Source organism: Campylobacter novaezeelandiae (assembly GCF_018968685.1).
Classification (GTDB): domain Bacteria; phylum Campylobacterota; class Campylobacteria; order Campylobacterales; family Campylobacteraceae; genus Campylobacter_D; species Campylobacter_D novaezeelandiae.
Genome location: NZ_CP076657.1, coordinates 1,399,654 through 1,418,956 on the forward strand (window position 1 = coordinate 1,399,654; position 19,303 = coordinate 1,418,956).

Genomic DNA, 19,303 nt, shown 5'->3' on the forward strand with positions numbered 1-19,303 from the left:
TTGCATGGCGAGAAGATGAGAGAATCGAACTCCCCAAAGAATAGCCAGCTATTCTTTCATCTGATTTGAAGTCAGTGGCGATCACCAGATACACTTATCTTCCGTTGTTATTATAACCAAATAAAAAACAAAATATTATTAAAGTTATTTCTAGTTAAATTATTAAAATCTATATTAAATTATAAATTTTTGACAACTTTACCGATTTAACATATAATTTTTATCTTTAGTATCAAGGTTTTGATAATTACAATTAGGAATTTTCTTATGAATTATTTCAAACAAAAATATTTAATTTCTTTTTGGAATAATACTCACGTTTTCATTTTACTTGGAATTTTAAGTGCTGTATATTTTGGAATTTTTGGCAATGTTTGGGCAGTTACTGGAGAATTTACACGATTAGGTGGAGAATTCTTAGAATTCTTAGGTATAAATTTGGAAAAATACTCATACTATCAAAAACAAAATTTAGAAGGCAATATTTTCACCAGAATAGATGGAATTATGATTCTTGGTATGTTTATGGGTTGTTTTATTGCAGCTTTATTATCTAATAAATTTAAAATTCGCTTTCCAGCTAGCAAAATACGTATCTTTCAAGCCATTGTAGGAGGAATTCTCTCAGGTTATGGCGCTAGACTTGCTTTTGGATGCAATCTTGCCAATTTTTTTACAGGACTTCCTTATTTTTCCTTTCATACTTGGATTTTTACTTTTTTTATGATTTTAGGTATTTATGCAGGTGTAAAAATTTGTAATATTTCTTTTTTTAAACCAAAAGCTAAATTAATACGTGTTGATAAAAAAAATAAACCCTTAAAAAATAATACCTTATTTGAAAAATTTTATTTTTTACTCGCAATAGTGTTATTTATAATGTTTTTATTCTTAGTAATTTATCTTTTTTTAAAAAATGGAGACATTAATCTTCAAAATAAAAAAAGTCTTTTAACTTTAGCTTTAATTTTTGGTTTTATTTTTGGTTTTTTGATAGCTAAAGGTCAAATTTGCTTTACCTCTTGTTTTAGAGATTTATTTTTATTCAAAAGAGACAATCCTTTAAAAGCAGCATTAATAGCAATGATGCTTGCAAGTATTATAGCCTTTGCTTTTATCTTGCAAGGACACACAAGCAAAATAATAGAAATTTCACCTGCTCTTATGTTAGGAGCTTTTTTATTTGGTTTTGGTATAGTCTTTGTAGGGGGTTGTGAGTGTGGTTGGACTTATAGAGCTTTTGAAGGACAAATTCACTTTATGATAGCAGGTGTTGCTAATATTGTAGGAACTATGATTTTAGCATTGAGCTATGATTTATTGCCTTATTATTTTATAAATGGTATAAAAATCAATCTATTAAATACTTTTGGAAATTTAGGGGGCTTAAGCATAAATCTTTTATTATTTTTATCACTTTTTATTTGGGCTATAATATATAAAAAATTTTTTTAAAAGGAGTATCAATGCAAAGAAAAATAGAAAAACTTATATGCGGAAGAGAAACTATAGATGGTGCTGGAGTAAAACTTACAAGAGTTTTAGGGCCACAAACTATAAAAGAATTTGATCCTATTTTAATGCTTGATTGTTTTGATAGTACAAATTTTAATGATTATAAAGCAAGTTTTCCTATGCATCCACATAGAGGCATTGAAACTATAAGTTATGTTTATGAAGGCTCTATGACTCACAAGGATAGTTTAGGAAATACAGATACTATACAAAATGGACAAGTTCAATGGATGAGTGCTGGAAGTGGAATTTTACACGAAGAAATTTTACATCCTTCTACAAGAATGCTAGGCGTACAACTATGGCTTAACTTACCTCAAAAAGATAAAATGAGTGATCCTTTTTATAAAAGCATTAAAGAAGATGAGATTAAAGAACTTGAGCTAGAAAATGGCAAAATGAGAATCTTAGCAGGAGAATATCAAGGTGAAAATGGATATAAAAGCAAATTTTTGCCTTTTGATTATTATGACATTCACTTAAATCCTAATGCAACACAAATCATTCACACAAAAAAAGACTATTTTGTTATGCTTTTTTTACTACAAGGAGACGCTTTTATTAATGATCAATTAGTGAAAGAAAAAACAGCAATAAAACTTAGTTTAGGAGAGTATTTTAAACTAAAAAGTACGGATAAAAAAGCTCAAATTCTTTTTATGAGTTCTACACCTTTAAATGAGCCTTGTGAATGGGGTGGGCCTATAGTTATGAATACCAAAGAAGAGTTAAATTTGGCTTTTGAAGAGCTAAGAAATGGAACTTTTTTAAAAACAAATACTAATTATTAAAAATGAAAATGATTTATAAGCCTATTTAAATCATTTTAAAAAATATTTTTATTAAAAGGATAAGAATGATTATAAATTATACCCTAAATTTAGAAGGCGAAGCTTGTCCTTATCCAGCTATTGCTACTTTAGAAATCTTGCCTCAGCTTAAAAGTGGCGAGATTTTAGAAGTTTTATGTGATTGTCCTCAAAGTATTAATTCTATACCTAAAGATGCTCAAAATCGCGGTTTTAATGTGCTTAAAATCGAACAAAGCGGACCTACTTTAAGGTTTTTAATCCAAAAACCTTAAATTCCTTCAAGCTCAGCTACTAGACTATTAATTTGCTCTCTTAAAATGCTTTGACGTTTTATTTTGTTAATTTATTTAGAATTTAAAATCAATAAAATATTTTATTTTTACTCTATTTTTCACTTTGCTAATGACATAATTTTATTTAAAAAGAAAACTTTCTTTTTGTTTTGATAAAACCTTTGCTATGATACTAGCCTCAATACCTTCATCTTTTAAATTTTTTAAAAGATCTAAAGCTTCATTTTCATCAACAGAAATCAAAAGCCCTCCTGAAGTTTGAGGATCGCATAAAATAAGCTCTTCTTCTGTAATCAAAGGATAAAAATCTTTAATAAATTCAAAATTTTTATAAGCTCCATTTGGGATTAATCCCATATCAAAATACTCTTTTGCTCCACTTAAATAAGGAATTTGGTCTTTGAAAATTTCAAAACTAATTTGATTATTTAACATTTCTTTTAAATGACCCAAAAGCCCAAAACCAGTCACATCGCTCATAGCATTTATTTTAAATTTTAAAGCAATCCTTGAAGCCTTTAAATTTAAACACATCATACTTTCAAGCATATCATTTAAATATTTAGTTTTTAAAAGCTTAGCTTTTAAAGCTGTACTTAAAACACCCGTTCCCAAAGGTTTGGTTAAGATAATTAAATCACCTATTTTAGAAGTATTATTAGCTATAAATTTATTAGGATGAACTTTACCCGTAACACTAAGACCGAAAAAAAGCTCATTGCTCTCTATAGTATGTCCTCCAGTAACCAATCCTCCACACTCTTTAACTTTATCATTTGCTCCTTCTAAAATTTCTTTTAAAATATCTAAAGAGTGATTTTTACTGTCAAAACCTACAATATTTAAAGCATTAACTACTTCTGCACCCATAGCACAAACATCACTTAAAGCATTTGCAGCAGCTATGGCACCAAAATGATATGCACTATCTACTATAGGGGTAATAAAATCTAAAGTTTGCACTAAAGCTAAATCATCATTGAGCTTATATACACTTGCATCTTCATTATTATCAATACCACTTAGCAAAAAAGGAGAGCTTTGCATAAAAGTTAAAATTGTTTTAAGACCACCCGGGTTTAGTTTTGCTGCTCAACCTGCTGCTTTAACAAAATATGTTAAATTTTGATTTTTATACTGCTTCAAAATACGCCTTATAAAGTAATAATTTTTGCTTTGCCAAAAAGCTCATTTAAAATTTCATAAGCATTGCCAATATTGCCTATTTTAAGTTCATTTGTTTTACCGAAAAACTCTAAACAAGCTCCACAACTAATAATTTCAACACCTAAATTTTCCAATTCTTTCATAACCTTATAAGCTTTATGATTTTCATCTGTATTAATTAAAACACTTTCATTAACACAAAGAATTTTACTTGGAATATAATCTATATTTTTTAAATTATCCAAAAAACCAACAAATAACTTTTCTCCTAATTCTCCAGATCCTATTTTATCAGTTTTTAAAAACAAGACATTATACTCATTTGCATTTGCTTGGTTTAAATTTATATCCCTTTTATAAACTTTGATACAGCTTTCATTTTTAAAATCTTCAACACTAGGATTTAAATTTAAAGAAGTTAAAAATTTTAATACATTGTTTTTTGAAACAGAAGAATTTATAAGAATTTCTAAAACTTCGCCTTCATTAAGATTTTCTAAAGCATTTTTAGTTTCAACTACTGGCATAGGACAAGTAAGATCACGACAATCAATTTTCATAATTTTCCTTAAATTATATGAAAACTAAAAAAGTAATTTCAATTTAAAAATATAAATATCCGCTTAAAGCGGATAGAATTAGAATTTTTTCTTATTGACATCATCTAAAATAGCATTTGAAATTTCATTAACTTGATTAGCAATATTATTTGTTGCATTTGTCACTTCAACATTTTCTTTAGTAATACTTTCAAGCTTAGCTATAGCTTCATTAATTTGAGAAATTCCTTCTGTTTGCTCTTTAACGGACTCTGAAACTTCATTAACGCTTTGAACAAGTATATTAATATTTGCTTCAATTTCAGAAAGACTTTTTCCAGTTCTTTCAGCCAATTGTCTTACCTCATCAGCAACAACAGCAAAGCCTCTTCCATGCTCTCCTGCGCGTGCTGCTTCAATAGCTGCATTTAATGCTAAAAGATTGGTTTGATCTGCTATATCTTTAATCACGCTTACAATATTTTTAATATCTTCTGCTTGACTTGCAACATCAACTGTTTTTGAACTAACACTATGCATTGATGAACTAATTTGCTCAACCGCTGCAGCAGATTGTTCTAAAGAATTTGCCTGCAAATTGGAACCTTCAGTTAATTTGTGCATTGAAGTTTTTAATTCTTGAGATTGACTTGCCAATTCTTTAGCAAAATCTGAAGAGGCAACAAGCATTTTTTTAATCTCTTCTCCTAAAATATTAGTAGTAATCTCAACCCCACCTTTAGCATTTTTTACTTCAGTAGTAAAATTCAGCGCTTTATAACTATCAAAAACACGGTTAATTTCATTCATATTTGAACCAATTTTATTTTGTAAAACATCAAGCATTTTATTTAATACATTCTTAAGTTCAACAAGCTGAGGATTAGCTGGATTTTTAGTAATTCTAGCCGTTAAATTACCAAGTTCTATTTCTTTTGCTGTTTGAGCTGATTCTTTAATGGCATCTTCATCTTGCATTAAAGAGCTTTTTGTTTTTTCGATATTTGCATTGATAATCTCACTCATTTTACCAAGTTCATCATTAGCTCTTACTTTAATTGTTTGGAGTTGAACTTTTTCATGATTTAAAAAGCGGAAAAATAATTCTAAAGAATTTAAAATAATAGGAAGTCTTGAACCAACTATTTTTTGCACACAATAATATACAACTGCTAAAACAAAGATAACAAAAAATAAAGAAGCTCCAATAATCATTAATTGTATTTTCTTTAAAGGCTCAAATACAGAATATTTAGGAGATACGACCATTACGCTCCATAATTTATCTCCGATTTTAAAAGGACTAATACTTAAATATGATTCAAGTCCGGTTGTAGAAATATAATTATTATAAATTCGATTTTCACCTTGTTTAATAGCTTGATAAATTTTATCATTTCCTTTTACATTATTAACTTCTTGAAGTTTTTTAAGGATTAAATTTTTATTTGGATGAACAGCTATTTCTCCATCAGAATTTAAAACTAATCTTAATTCTCCATCGTATAGTTGTGATTTTGGATCCAAAAGATATGATGCTACTTGATCAAAATCTAAAGTCATACCTATAATTCCCACAACTTTATCTTTTTTATCAAAAATTGGAGAAGCTATATTTATTCCAAAAAACTCAGTATCTCCAAGTTTTATTTTAAGAGGTGCATTGCTATATATTTTATCCTCTCCATATCGAGCATTTTGTAGTATATCTTTTGTTGTTGGAAAATTTATAATTTCATCTGTAGCTTGAAGTATTTTAATACCACCTTTTTTAACATCTTCATCCTCATACAACATAACAAATTTACCACTTTGAGTTTTAAAAAATTTACTTTCTTCTTTAAAATATTCAGGTGGATCTAAAAGATATAAATAAGTAATATCAGCATTTGCACCATTATCAAGAACATTGGTAATAATATTTGTAATATTATCAATATCTAAATCATCTTTGCTTGTTGATCTAAACATATCTGTTAAAGTACTTGCTGCACTCTTATTTAAAGAGATGATCTCATCAATTATACCTTGAGTATGAGTAGCATATCCTTTAGAATTTGATTCGATAATATTTTCAGTATCTTTAATGATATTACTACTTACTTGTTTAGTAATAAGCATAATTAAAATAACTAAACCTAGTATTACAATAGCAGCTACTGATAAAACAAGCTTTAAACCTATATTTAAAGACTTAAACATTATTTCCTCCAGTAAAACTAATATTTACAACCCTAAATTATATAGCAATAAAAAACAAAAAAAGCTTAAAATGAAATATTATTTTTTCTTACTAAGAAATAATTCTTTAAAACGTTTGTTAGCGTACTCTTCTATATCTTTTTGCAAAATACCAAAATTTTCCATAAGTTCTATAGCTTTAGGAGTTAATTTTGTTCCAGATTGCTTAGAGCGTCCTTGTTTTGAACTTACTAAAACTTCTTGAGAATTTTTTTGTAAAATCTGTAAATGCATCCAAGCTTTTTTATAATTTATTCCCATAAGTTTTGAAGCATTTAAAAGACTTCCTGTTTGCCCTATAAGCTCAAGAAGCTCTGTTTTCCCTTTGCCAAAAAGCAAATCTCCATCAGCATTTTCAATCCATGTCTTAGTTCTAACTATAAATTGTTTTCCCTTTTTTTCTTTAAAACAACCAAGTTTACAATACTTTACATCAACTTTATAAGTCCTTAAAGCTGAACGCATCGCTTTTAATCCACAACCTTCTTTAGCAACTTCTCTTGCTTTACTACAAAAAATACGACGTTTTTCATCAAGATAAGGTTCAATTGATTTTAAAACCTCAATTTTTGCCTTTTCAAAATCTAAATGCCCAAATTGTCCCAACTCACAATTATCAATCTTAATGCTATTTTCGTTGGCAATTTGTCCTATTTCTTCAATAGTTTTTGAAAATTTTTTAGCAATCTTAAAAGCTGTTCCACAATCTAATCTTTCGTTGCTGTTTAACATTTCTTTCATATAAGAAACAATTTGTTTATTTTGTATCAATTCTAAATTCCCCGCTATAAATATTGATTTTATTTTCTCTTGCAAAACCACAAAGCGTTAAATTAAATTTTCTTGCTATCATTACACCTAGACAAGTAGGTGCTGTTCTTGAAACAAGGATTGGAACCTTATGCATAACAGCCTTTGCAACCATTTCAGAGCTAAGTCTTCCACTTACCATTAAAAAACATTGACTTAAATCTACCCCAGCAAGTCTTGCCTTACCTAAAGCTTTATCTATAGTATTATGTTGAGCTATATCTTCACCTATAAAAAAGGTATTTTCATCTACGAAAAGTTTTGCTGTATGCACACAACCTGTTTTTTCATAAAGATCACATTGAGTATAAAATTCACTCATTTGTTTTAAAATTTCGTCTTTGCTAAAACTAGTAGAACTTGTAATCTTACTTGCCTCAATAGCATTTGGATCAATATTTGCTGTATGAGCTCTACCACAACCGCTTATCACTACACCTTGTGCATTTAATTTAGCTAAATTTTCTTGATCAATCTTTGCTTTTATATGCACACTCATACCATCATCTTTGCTTTCTATACTTTCAATATCTTTGGTTTTAGCAATGATGTTTTCACTCATTAAATATCCTACAGCTAAGGCTTGTTCATCCACAGGAGTCGCCATTAAAGCTCCTACTTTTTCATCATTGACAAAAATCTCAAGTTTGATTTCTCTGACTAAAGTATCATCACAAGTAAAAACTTCATCGCCTTTGTATTTTAAAATCTGCGTTGTAAATAAAGGATCCATTAAAACTTCTTTAATCTAATTTTAAAGTATTATAGCAAAAAAGTATAAATAAATAGAGCTAACATTTTCTCTTGGTAAAATCATAGCCTACTTTCAAGCTAATTAAAATTTAATCAAATAGTAAAATTAATCGGAAATATAAAAATTTAAATACCGCCAATCAAAGAAGTCATATGTTAGCAATATATTTTGAATCAATATTGACATTCTTAAACTTATATCACAACTTGATAGATTGCTTATACTTTAGATTTAACTTTACTAATCATTATTTAGCATACAAGCAAATTTAAAGGTAAGATTTTTTTGCAATATGTTAAAATATGTTTTTCATTGATAAAATCATTTTAGGGCTAAAAATGCAGCTATCAGAACAAGATACAAGATCTAAACTTATAGATGAAAAATTAAAATTAGCTTCTTGGAAAGAAGAAAATATCATAAGAGATTACTATTTTACCGATGGTCGCAAACTTATAGGCAATAAAAGAGCTAAGAGAAAATTTGCAGATTATTTGCTTAAATTTCAAAATAACAATCTTGCCATCATAGAAGCTAAAAAACAAAGTAAAGACGCTCTAGATGGCTTAACTCAAGGCATAGAATATGCCAGAATCTTAAATGTGCCCTTTGTTTATAGCAGTAATGGCGATAAAATTTATGAATACGATTTAAGAGTTTCAAGAGGTGAGTATATAGAAAAATTTCCAAGTCCAAGCGAACTTTTTGAGAGAATCTATGGAAACTTAAAAGAATGGCAATATAAACTTTTAACCCAAAGAGAATTATATCTACCACAAAAAACATTAAGATACTATCAAAAAATAGCCATAGATAAAGTCATAGAGGCTTTAATCAATGGCAAAGATAGAATTTTACTCACTCTTGCTACTGGCACAGGTAAGACGACCATAGCTTTTAATCTATGCTATCGCTTGCTTGAAGCAAGATGGAATAAAGAAAACAAAGATCAAAAACCTAAGATATTGTTTTTATGCGATAGAGTGAGTTTAAGAGATCAAGCCTTAGGAGAATTTAATCCTATAGAAAGCGATTGTAAAGCAATCAGTGCTGAAGAGATAAAGAAAAATGGTGGAAAAATCATAACAAATGCAAATGTTTTCTTTGGGATTTATCAAAGCTTAGCTGCAAATTCCAAAGAACAAGAAAATATCCAAGAAGAACAAGAGAGTAAATTTTATCTTCAATACCCAAAAGATTTTTTTGATCTTATTGTCATTGATGAGTGTCATAGAGGTGGAGCAAATGAAGAAGGAAGCTGGAGAGCTGTGCTTGAGTATTTTTCTTATGCGACTCAGCTTGGCTTAACAGCCACTCCAAAAAAAGAAGAAAATATAGACACTTATGAGTATTTTGGTGAGAGTGTTTATGACTATAGTCTTAAAAGTGGCATTGAAGATGGATTTTTAACCCCTTATAAAGTTAAACTCATAAAAACAACTTTGAGCGATGGCTACACTTATAACCCCGATGATTTGATACAAGGTGAGCTTGAAAAAGGCTTTTATAAACAAAGTGAATTTGAAAGAAATATCTTTTTACCAAACTATAATGACTTTATTGCTAAAAAAATTTTAGAGCTTATAGACTCTATGGATAAAACTATCATCTTTTGTGTCAATCAAGCTCACGCAAGCGATATAAAAAGAGCTATAGATAAATACAAAAGTGTTAAAAGAGATGATTATTGCGTAAGAGTTACAAGCGATGAAGGTAAAATAGGGCTTGATTATTTGAAATTGTTTCAAGATAATGATAAAAATTATCCTGTCATACTAACAAGCTCTAAAATGCTCACAACTGGAGTGGATGCAAAAAATGTGCGAAATATAGTATTGCTGGCAAATATAGGCTCTATAGTAGAATTTAAGCAAATCATCGGGCGTGGCACTAGGGTTTATGAAGGTAAAGACTTTTTTACTATTTTTGATTTTGTCGGAGTTAGTAAGCTCTTTTATGATCCAAAATGGGATGGTGAAAAAATAGAAGAGTTAAAAGAAAAAGATGAAAAAGAAAAAATCGTTAAAGAGCATACAAAACAAACAAAAGAAGAAAACAAAGAGAAAAAGAGTGTAACCATACATTTAAAAGGCACAAAACTCAAGGTTTTAGATATCACCACAAGTTATGTAGGAGCACAAGGAAAGCCACTTGGCACTAAAGAATTTTTGGAATTTTTAATAGGAAAGCTTGGTGAGTATTATGATGATGAAGCAAAATTGCGTGAAATTTGGAGCGATCAAAAAAATAGAGAAAGATTTTTAAAAGCCCTTGCAAATGATGGAGTCGATGAAGATGCTTTAAAAGATCTAAGAGAAATTTTTCAAAAAGATTGTGATATATATGATGTTTTGGCACATTTAAGCTTTAATAGCGAGATAAAAACAAGACAAGAGCGTGTTTTGCAAGTAGAAAATGGTGAGTTTTTAAAACGCTTTCAAAAAGAAAAGGCTATAAAATTTATAGAATTTTTACTAAATAGATATCAAGAATACGGCATAAAAGACTTTGATGATGGCTTAAAACCGCTTATAGAGCTTAGTTCTTTAGGCAATGTAAGAGAATTAGCCGATGAATTTGGTGGCTTAGAAATTCTAAAACAAAGCTTTGATGATTTACAAAGGGAGATTTATTTAAATTAAAGGAGAGAAAATGGAACACAAAGAAATTTATTCAAGAATTTTAGATATTCATAAGCATATCTTTGAACAACTAAAATTTGCAGAAACTAAAAATAATATTTTATTAGTCTTTATTGTAGCTTTTATAGCTATGATTGTTAGATTTTTACAATCTTCAAATAATGGCAATATAGGTATTAAGGTGGTTATGATTTGTATATTAATAATATTATTATGCGCTGCTTGGGAATTAATATTATCTTTTAAGCCAATTTTAAACAATAAGGAGAAAAAATATAATTTTCTAGTTCGCATATACAACAAGTATTTTAATAAAACACGAAATAACTCCAAACTATGTAATATATGTTTCTTTAAAGATTTGGCAAAAATTAATAGCAAGGAATTAATGGAGATTGTTATTAGAGATTTAGAAGATAACACAGAAAAAGAAAAAATTCAAAATGATAAATTTATCAATGATTTACTAAATCAAATTTGTGTATTATCGCTAATTACCTTAAATAAACATAAATGCTTTTCAAATTCACTTTTTTATATAGCGCTGTTATTTATATGTTTTTTTATTATTATAATTATAGAAATTTTTTCCATAATAAAAATATTTTAAAAAAGGAGTAAGAATGTGTTATTACATAGAAATAATAAATGATTTATATGACAAAATAACAACTTCTAAAAACATTGAATTTGAAGAATACAATATCATAAATACAAATAATATCCAATTAGAAACCAATAAAGTTGCTGTTATAGATAATGTTACATGCGTGTTTGTAGATATGGAAAATTCAACAAAAATGGCTATAGATGAAATTAAAGAAGCTATTAATACTCAAATACCATACATAAGAGCTTTGGTAGAAATTTTTCAATTATATAATGCTAAATATATTGATATACAAGGTGATGGCGGATTTGCATTATTCGATGGAAATAATTCAAAAAGCAATGGAATATATGTAGCTGCAATAATAAATACATTATTTAATAAAAAATTAAATATGAATATTAGGATAGGTATAGATTGCGAAACGGTATATGTGAAAAAAGCAGGAAAAAGAGGTGAAAATAAAGAAATTTGGTTAGGAAGACCTGTTTGTTTGGCATCAAAATTATGTAATATAGGTCTTAATACCATATCTGAACATGTTAGATTTAGTAAAAATATTTCTTTTTCTAATGTTTTAACAGATATTAATCCAACAATATACAAGCAAATAAATAATCTTAGTTGTGTATACGCTTCAGATTTGGTTATTAAGCAGTGAAAACTAAAACTTGGAAAATAAATAAATTAGAAAAAATATGTGAAATTTTAGACAATAAAAGAGTTCCGATTTCACAAAAAAATAGAATAAGCGGAATTTATCCTTATTATGGTGCTTCAGGTATAGTTGATTATATTGATAAATATATATTTGATGAAGAATTAGTATTAATTGGAGAAGATGGAGCAAAATGGGGTGCTTTTGAAAATTCAGCCTTTATTGCAAGTGGAAAATATTGGGTTAATAATCACGCACATATCTTAAAGCCAAATAATGAGATATTGATAAATAAATTTTTAGTTTATTTTTTAAATTATTCTAATTTAGAAAAGTATATTACAGGAGCAACTGTTAAAAAGCTTAATCAGCAAAAACTAAAGCAGATTGAAATCCTTTTACCACCACTTAAAGAGCAAAAAAGGATAGTGGGAATTTTAGATGAGAGTTTTGCAAATATAGATGAGAGTATAAAAATTTTAGAGCAGGATTTGCTAAATTTAGATGAGTTAATGCAAAGTGCTTTACAAAAGACTTTCAATCCTTTAAAAGACACTACTAAGGAAAATTATCAACTTCCGCAGGATTGGGAATGGAAAAGCTTGGGTGAAATTTGTGAAATTAATCCTAGAAATAAAGTTGATGATGAAATAAATATATCTTTTATATCTATGGATAAAATTTTAGATGGATATAACAATAAATTTTCTTATGTAATTAAAAAATGGAAAGATGTAAAAAAAGGTTTTACGCATTTTAAGCAAGGAGATATTGGTTTAGCTAAAATTACTCCTTGTTTTGAAAATAAAAAGTCTGTAATTTTTAATAATCTTGAAAATGGTATTGGTGCTGGAACTACAGAATTGCACATTATTAGAGTAGGTAATTATATTATATCTAAGTTTTTATTGTGGTTTTTTAAAACTGAAAAATTTATCAAAAATGGCATTTTAAATATGACAGGTGCTACAGGACACAAAAGAGTTCCTAAGGATTTTATTAAGAATTTACAAATCCCACTACCACCTTTACAAGAGCAAGAGAAAATCGCATCATATTTAGATGAGCTTTCTTTAAATATAAAAGATTTAAAGCAAAATTATCAAACACAGATAAAAAATTTACAAGAGCTTAAAAAATCATTGCTAGATAGAGCTTTTAAAGGAAGATTATAAATGTTAAAAATTTTATCAAATTTTAACACATTAGCTAGATATGTTAAAAATTTTTGATTTTTTTAAGGATGAAAATGCAAAAAAATATAAAACGAAATCTTGCTATGGATTTTTTAAGTTTTAGCTTGGAAAATCAGGAAGATTTTTTAGAAGTGATTTATAAAGATGATGATATATGGCTTAGCGTGGCTTTAATGGCTAAGCTATTTGAATGTTCTAGTGATAATATTTATCTACACCTTAATAATATTTATAAAGAAAATGAGCTTGATAAAAATTCAACTACCGAGATTTTCTCGGTAGTTCAAAAAGAGGGCAATAGAGAGGTAACAAGAAAAATTACATTTTATAACCTTGATGTGATTATTAGCGTAGGATATAGAATAAATTCTTATAAAGCTACAAAATTTAGACAATGGGCTACGACAATTTTAAAACAATTTAGCATTAAAGGATATGTGCTAGATAAAGAGCGTTTGAAAAATGGTAGCGTGATAAATAAAAACTATTTTGACGAGCTTTTAGAAGAGATTAGAGAGATTAGAGCTAGTGAGAGATTGTTTTATCAAAAAATTACAGATATTTATACAACTGCGATTGACTATGATAAAAACGATGTATTAACTAAAGAATTTTTTGCTAGTGTTCAAAATAAACTTCATTTTGCTATACATAAACATACCGCAGCAGAGCTTATAAAACAAAGAGCAGATCATAAAAAAGAAAATATGGGACTTTATACATGGAAAAATGCTCCTGAAGGAAAAATTTTACAAAGCGATGTGGTGATTGCTAAAAATTATCTTAGTCAAGATGAGCTTTTAGAATTAAATCGTATAGTTGGTATGTATCTTGATTATGCTGAAGATAGAGCAAAGAAAAATATAGCTATGAGTATGCAAGATTGGAAAGATAGATTGGATATTTTTTTGGAATTTAATGAAAGAGAAATTTTAAAAGATAATGGCAAAATAAGTAAAAAATTAGCAGATGATTTTGCTAAAGAAGAATTTTATAAATTTAGAATTATTCAGGATAAAAATTATAAATCAGATTTTGATAAAACTATTTTAAAAATTCTAAAGGATAAAAATGCAAAATAAAATAGATAAAATCACAGATATTTTAAGAAGAGATGATGGCATAAGCGGTGCTATGCATTATAGTGAGCAAATCAGCTGGATATTATTTTTAAAATTTTTAGATGATTATGAGACAAATTTAAAAGATCTAGCCTTTTTAGATGGTAAAGATTATAAAAGCATTTTAGAAGAAAAATTTAGCTGGAGTGTTTGGGCAGCACCAAAAAAAGATGGCAAACTTGATGTAAAAAATGCTTTGAGTGGAAGTGATTTGCTTAGTTTTGTCAATAATGAGCTTTTTCCCTATCTAAAAAGCTTTAAAGATAATGAAAATTTCAAAAGTATAGAGTATAAAATAGGCGGAATTTTTGAATTTATAGACAATCGCATAGCCAACGGACACACTCTAAGAGAGGTTATAAATTTAGTCGATGAGCTTAGCTTTAGCAAAGAAAGTGATGTATTTGCTCTAGGCGAAGTTTATGAAAAACTTTTAAAAGATATGGGAAGTGACGGGGGAAATAGTGGGGAATTTTACACCCCACGTCCTTTGATAAAAGCTATGGTTGAAGTGATAAATCCTAAAGTAAAAGAAAGGATTTATGATCCTGCGTGCGGAAGTTGTGGATTTTTGGTAGAAAGTTTTTTGCATATTTTATATGAAGATAGAGCTAAAAATAAAAAAGCAAATTTAAGCGTAAAAGAGCTTGAATTTTTGCAAAATGAAGCATTATTTGGCAAGGAAAAAACTCCACTAAGCTATGCAATGGGTGTGATGAATATGATCTTACACGAAGTAAAATCCCCCAATATTATCAAAACCAACACCCTAAATAAAAAAATCACAGATATAACACAAAGCGAAAGATATGAAGTAATTTTGGCAAATCCACCCTTTGGCGGAAAAGAAAAAGAACAAATTCAAAACAATTTTCCTGTAAAGTCAAATGCTACCGAGCTTTTATTTTTACAACACATCTTAAAATCTTTAAACAACAATGGAAGATGTGCTATCATCGTGCCTGAAGGTGTGCTTTTTCAAAATTCCAATGCTTTTATAAGTGTAAAAAAAGATTTATTAGAAAATTTTAATCTCGAGTGTGTTTTAAGCCTACCAAGTGGGGTATTTTTGCCTTATAGTGCGGTAAAAACTAATGTATTATTTTTTTCAAAAGGAAAAAGTTGTATTTGTAGTGATGATGATAAGGTGTATTATTATGAACTTATACCACCTTTTAAACTCACTAAAAATAAGCCTTTAGAATACGCACATTTTAAAGAATTTCTAAAATGCTACAAAGAAAGAAAAATCACTGCTAATTCTTGGCTTGTTAGCAAAAAAGAGCTTGAAGAAAGAAATTATGATTTAAGTGCTAAAAATCCAAATTTAAAAGAAGAAAAAATCCTAAGAACTAGCGAAGAGATTTTAAATTCTTTAGAAGAAAATCTAAAAACACAACAAGAATATCTAAATGAGCTTAAAAGCATATTGAAGTGATTGCAAGTTTTTTGATAAAAACTAATTTACAAATAACTTCTAAGCTCAATTTACAATAAATATTTATTGCTTGCATTCTACTTTTTAATATCATCAAGCAAATTTAGAGCATTTAAAGCCTTTGGATAACCGATATATGGAATAAGAGCTGCAATGACATTTAGCAACTCTTTTCTACTTTGTCCCATATTTAAATTTCCTTGTATATGAGCTCTTGTTTGATTTTCTAAACCACCATGAGAAATAAGATACACAAGTGTTAAAAGTTCTCTTGTTTTTAAGTCTAAAACTTTCCTTGTATAATAATCCCCAAAGCAATTTGCACTTAAAAAATCATTTATAAAAGCTTTATCTTTTGGAGTAGATTCTATCATTTTAGTGATATTTGTCTTGCCAAATATAGTATCTTGCACTTCTCTTCCTTTCTCTTTACGATGATTAGATCTTATAGTCACATCTTGTGATTCTAGCGGTATAGCAACACCAGCTTCCTTAAATATATTATTACAAAGCATAAGAAAATCAAGCACTTTAGAAAAACCTATATAAGGTGTAGCCTGATAGATTACTTCTTTAATTTCTATAGGCTTTATATTGTTTTTTATTGCAGTTTTTACAAAAATAGAAAATTCATTTTCTCCACCAGAGGCAAGAGTGGAAGCAATGATAATAAGAAAATAATCTCTTTCTTTTAGATTTGCTTTTACAAAACTCTCGCCAAATGCAAAATTAATATAATTTGTAAAATATTCTTTATCGCTTTGCATAAGTGATAGATTTTCCACTTTTCCAAAAAATCTTTCAAAAATTTCTTTTGCTTTTTGTGTTAATTGCATAATCTTCCTTTGATATTGCGTTGTTTGTAAAATATATAAAAAAAGCACATTTGATAATCCTCCTAAAAGAATACAAATTTTTAGACTTAAACTTAAAAAACTTCTACGCTTCATTATTTTAGATCTTTTGTCTCTTCATTTATAAAGCAATGATTAAATTTTTATACTATTTTCTTAGATAAAAAACACTTACTAAAAATTTTAAAATTCTTTATTTAATCGCATATTAGGACTTAAAGCTTCTAATGGAATAAATTTCAAGCTTTTTACCATATGTAAAGTGCCTTGCTTATATCTTTTAAAATGTTCGCTTTCTATATGCTTTTGATAACTTTTTTCATCTTTATAAGATTCTATAATACTAAATTTACAAGGGTTATCTTTATGAGATAAGGCATAAAGCACCAAAACCCCATCTTCTTCTTTTACGCTTAATTCACTCTCTTCTTTTAGAATTTTTTTATATTCTTCTAAATATTTACAATCAACTTCTATTTCTGAAATTTTAACACTCATAAATTCTTGTGCTTGCATATTAACTCCTAAAATAAAAAATAAAGCTAACGCCATTAATTTTATAATTTTATTTTTTTGCTTCATCTAATGCTTCCTTATATTCTTTATCGCTTACAAGCTCAAACCACTCTACATTTTTGCCATCTTTTTCACCCGTAAGTGCTATATGTGCCCCACTACTTGTATTGGTTGCACCATGAAAATGTTTTACCCCTATAGGACAACTTATCACATCGCCTTTTTTGGCAATAAATGCTTTTTGCCCTGGTACTTTTGTAAGAATTTCTCCGTTTGTAACAATTAAAGTTTGTCCTTGTGGATGTGTATGCCACGCACTTCTTGCACTAGGCTCAAATTCAACTAAGGCTCCGCTAAAATTCCTCCACTCATTTGACTTAAACATCATAGAAACTTTTACATTTCCACTAAAAATTTTATTATCTCCTTTAAAATTTCCATGGATTCCTTTACTTTCAAGCTCTTGCATTTGTACTCCTTTAACAAAACTATATAAAATCATTATAAGAAATAAACTTTTATTTCCCAACTCTAAGAGCTGCTTCACCTGCATAGCGATCCCCTTTGATTGTTATTTTTTCTAAGATACTCTTTAAATGACTTAATTCTTCTTGAGTAAAATCAATATTAACAGCGTTAATGTTTTCTTCTAATCTTTGTAAATTTGTTGTTCCAAAAATAGGCGCAATAAATATCTTTTGCGCTAAAACCCAAGCAAGAGCAATTTGTGCTAAAGTAGCATTTTTAGCTTTTGCTATATCTTCTAATGCATAAACTAAATCCAAATTAGCTTTTAAATTCTCACTTTTAAAACGCGGAACTTGTGATCTAAAGTCATTATTTTTAAAAGTAGAATTTGCATCAAATTTACCTGCTAAAAATCCTTTCCCTAAAGGAGAAAAAGGAACAAAACCTATATTTAATTCTTCTAAAACTTTTAAAAGTTCATTTTCAGGTTCTCTCCACCATAAAGAATACTCGCTTTGCACCGCACTAAGTGGGAATACTGCATGAGCTTTTTTAATGCTTTGCACTCCTGCTTCACTCATCCCCCAAGCCTTAATTTTTCCTTCCTTATAAAACTGACTCATTAAATTAGCAACTTCTTCAACTGGAACATTTGTATCAACTCTGTGTTGATAATAAAGATCAATACAATCCGTTTGCAAACGTTTCAAGCTACCCTCTAGACTTTGTCTAATTTTATTAAGCGTGCTATCAACAATTTGCTTAGCACCCTCAATCCTAACACCAAATTTTGTTGCTAATATTACTTCATTTCTAAAAGCTTTTATTGCTTTACCCACTAATTCTTCATTAATAAAAGGACCATAAACTTCAGCTGTATCAAAAAAATCAATACCAAGATCCTTTGCCTTATGAATGAGTGTTATCATCTCTTTTTCATCTTTAGCTTCTCCATAACCAAAACTCATACCCATGCAACCAAGACCTAAAATACTAACTTGCAAATCTCTTAATTTTCTTTTTTGCATTTTTATTCCTTTTATAATTATAAAAATAGCTCTTATTTTGCGACTTTTAAAAAGCTTCTTTGAGTAAAGATAAACTTAATAACTTATAACAAAAACTATTTTAAATTAATAAATCTTAATCTATACCAAGCACTTTTTTATAAGTATTTAAGTCAAGAGTATTAATGTTTGCATTAAAAATAGCATAGGGCTTAATACTTTTACATCCTAAATACTCAAAACTATAATAAATAGGTTTTAAAAGCTCTTCTAAAGTAGCACCATGATGCCCATCATAGCTTTGCTCGGCACCGCCTAAAGTTGTAATAACTTGAAAAAATTTACCTTTTAAAAGCTCTTTTTCGCCATATAAAATTGCACTTAAAACTCTATCTTGCCACTCTTTAAGTAAACTTGGAGTGCTAAACCAAAAAAGAGGAAATTGAAAGATGATTTTATCTGTTTCTTTTAACAAAATAAGTTCTTTATCAATATCAATTTTTCCATCATTATAACTTGTACTAAGATTGTGAATTTTTAAATTATTTATATCTTTTATGCTTTCTAATAAAGCATGATTTACTTTTGAATCTTTCCAAAAAGTATGAGCAAAAATAATTAAAGTTTTCATTTTATCTCCTTTTAGTATAAAATATAAGGTT

Annotated in this window: 19 protein-coding genes and 1 tRNA gene; 9 read left to right on the forward strand and 11 right to left on the reverse strand. The window is 28.2% G+C overall.

Annotated features, from left to right (window positions below):
- Positions 1-5 precede the first annotated feature (5 nt).
- Positions 6-103 (reverse strand) — tRNA-Sec (locus tag CNZW441b_RS07110).
- 164 nt (positions 104-267) lie between these two features.
- Between CNZW441b_RS07110 and yedE the strand changes: the two genes are divergently transcribed.
- The 3 genes from yedE to yedF (CNZW441b_RS07125) all read left to right on the forward strand — a co-directional run bounded on the left by yedE (position 268) and on the right by yedF (CNZW441b_RS07125) (position 2,599).
- Positions 268-1,455 carry a selenium metabolism membrane protein YedE/FdhT gene (gene yedE / locus CNZW441b_RS07115; protein ID WP_216681359.1) on the forward strand — a complete coding sequence of 396 codons (1,188 nt, stop codon included), beginning with the start codon at positions 268-270 and terminating at the stop codon, positions 1,453-1,455.
- An 11-nt stretch (positions 1,456-1,466) separates the two neighbouring features.
- Complete coding sequence (locus CNZW441b_RS07120) at positions 1,467-2,306, forward strand: pirin family protein (RefSeq protein ID WP_216681360.1); 840 nt, start codon at positions 1,467-1,469, stop codon at positions 2,304-2,306.
- A 65-nt stretch (positions 2,307-2,371) separates the two neighbouring features.
- On the forward strand, positions 2,372-2,599 hold the full coding sequence (gene yedF, locus CNZW441b_RS07125) for a sulfurtransferase-like selenium metabolism protein YedF (protein WP_131163102.1): 228 nt from the start codon (positions 2,372-2,374) through the stop codon (positions 2,597-2,599).
- Between the two features lie 141 nt (positions 2,600-2,740).
- Here yedF (CNZW441b_RS07125) and selD read toward each other — a convergent pair whose 3' ends face one another.
- From selD to fdhD, 5 genes are all read right to left on the reverse strand, one after another.
- The gene (gene selD / locus CNZW441b_RS07130) at positions 2,741-3,766 is read right to left on the reverse strand and encodes a selenide, water dikinase SelD (protein ID WP_216681361.1); all 1,026 of its coding nucleotides are present in this window, start codon (positions 3,764-3,766) and stop codon (positions 2,741-2,743) included.
- An 8-nt stretch (positions 3,767-3,774) separates the two neighbouring features.
- Positions 3,775-4,347 (reverse strand): sulfurtransferase-like selenium metabolism protein YedF, encoded by a 573-nt coding sequence (gene yedF, locus CNZW441b_RS07135; protein ID WP_216681362.1) that lies wholly within the window; start codon positions 4,345-4,347, stop codon positions 3,775-3,777.
- 78 nt (positions 4,348-4,425) lie between these two features.
- Entirely contained in the window at positions 4,426-6,528 is a 2,103-nt protein-coding gene (ccaA, locus tag CNZW441b_RS07140) for an aspartate chemotaxis receptor CcaA (protein ID WP_216681363.1), read from the reverse strand.
- 78 nt (positions 6,529-6,606) lie between these two features.
- Positions 6,607-7,308 carry a winged helix-turn-helix domain-containing protein gene (locus CNZW441b_RS07145; RefSeq protein ID WP_131163132.1) on the reverse strand — a complete coding sequence of 234 codons (702 nt, stop codon included), beginning with the start codon at positions 7,306-7,308 and terminating at the stop codon, positions 6,607-6,609.
- Between the two features lie 16 nt (positions 7,309-7,324).
- Positions 7,325-8,110 (reverse strand): formate dehydrogenase accessory sulfurtransferase FdhD, encoded by a 786-nt coding sequence (fdhD, locus tag CNZW441b_RS07150; RefSeq protein WP_216681364.1) that lies wholly within the window; start codon positions 8,108-8,110, stop codon positions 7,325-7,327.
- A 359-nt stretch (positions 8,111-8,469) separates the two neighbouring features.
- Between fdhD and hsdR the strand changes: the two genes are divergently transcribed.
- The 6 genes from hsdR (at position 8,470) to CNZW441b_RS07180 (ending at position 15,796) form a co-directional block, all read left to right on the forward strand.
- Positions 8,470-10,773, forward strand: a complete 2,304-nt coding sequence (gene hsdR, locus CNZW441b_RS07155; RefSeq protein ID WP_244985437.1) for an EcoAI/FtnUII family type I restriction enzme subunit R — start codon at positions 8,470-8,472, stop codon at positions 10,771-10,773.
- A gap of 10 nt (positions 10,774-10,783) precedes the next feature.
- A complete protein-coding gene (locus CNZW441b_RS07160) occupies positions 10,784-11,383 on the forward strand; it encodes a Pycsar system effector family protein (RefSeq protein ID WP_131165717.1) in 600 nt (199 codons plus the stop codon).
- A 13-nt stretch (positions 11,384-11,396) separates the two neighbouring features.
- Entirely contained in the window at positions 11,397-12,044 is a 648-nt protein-coding gene (locus tag CNZW441b_RS07165; RefSeq protein WP_131165718.1) for a hypothetical protein, read from the forward strand.
- Positions 12,041-13,216 (forward strand): restriction endonuclease subunit S, encoded by a 1,176-nt coding sequence (locus CNZW441b_RS07170; protein ID WP_216681366.1) that lies wholly within the window; start codon positions 12,041-12,043, stop codon positions 13,214-13,216. The genes CNZW441b_RS07165 and CNZW441b_RS07170 overlap by 4 nt, the downstream gene beginning before the upstream one ends.
- Positions 13,217-13,290: 74 nt before the next feature.
- Positions 13,291-14,319 carry a virulence RhuM family protein gene (locus tag CNZW441b_RS07175; protein WP_131165720.1) on the forward strand — a complete coding sequence of 343 codons (1,029 nt, stop codon included), beginning with the start codon at positions 13,291-13,293 and terminating at the stop codon, positions 14,317-14,319.
- On the forward strand, positions 14,309-15,796 hold the full coding sequence (locus CNZW441b_RS07180) for a type I restriction-modification system subunit M (RefSeq protein WP_131165721.1): 1,488 nt from the start codon (positions 14,309-14,311) through the stop codon (positions 15,794-15,796). Before CNZW441b_RS07175 ends, CNZW441b_RS07180 begins: the two co-directional genes overlap by 11 nt.
- A gap of 77 nt (positions 15,797-15,873) precedes the next feature.
- Here CNZW441b_RS07180 and CNZW441b_RS07185 read toward each other — a convergent pair whose 3' ends face one another.
- The 5 genes from CNZW441b_RS07185 to CNZW441b_RS07205 all read right to left on the reverse strand — a co-directional run bounded on the left by CNZW441b_RS07185 (position 15,874) and on the right by CNZW441b_RS07205 (position 19,272).
- Entirely contained in the window at positions 15,874-16,632 is a 759-nt protein-coding gene (locus CNZW441b_RS07185; RefSeq protein WP_216681367.1) for a carboxymuconolactone decarboxylase family protein, read from the reverse strand.
- 201 nt (positions 16,633-16,833) lie between these two features.
- Complete coding sequence (locus CNZW441b_RS07190; RefSeq protein ID WP_243830584.1) at positions 16,834-17,232, reverse strand: putative quinol monooxygenase; 399 nt, start codon at positions 17,230-17,232, stop codon at positions 16,834-16,836.
- Positions 17,216-17,635 carry a cupin domain-containing protein gene (locus CNZW441b_RS07195; RefSeq protein WP_216681368.1) on the reverse strand — a complete coding sequence of 140 codons (420 nt, stop codon included), beginning with the start codon at positions 17,633-17,635 and terminating at the stop codon, positions 17,216-17,218. Before CNZW441b_RS07195 ends, CNZW441b_RS07190 begins: the two co-directional genes overlap by 17 nt.
- A 49-nt stretch (positions 17,636-17,684) precedes the next feature.
- Positions 17,685-18,662, reverse strand: a complete 978-nt coding sequence (locus tag CNZW441b_RS07200; protein WP_216681369.1) for an aldo/keto reductase — start codon at positions 18,660-18,662, stop codon at positions 17,685-17,687.
- A gap of 115 nt (positions 18,663-18,777) precedes the next feature.
- Positions 18,778-19,272 carry an NAD(P)H-dependent oxidoreductase gene (locus CNZW441b_RS07205; RefSeq protein WP_216681370.1) on the reverse strand — a complete coding sequence of 165 codons (495 nt, stop codon included), beginning with the start codon at positions 19,270-19,272 and terminating at the stop codon, positions 18,778-18,780.
- Positions 19,273-19,303: the final 31 nt, after the last annotated feature.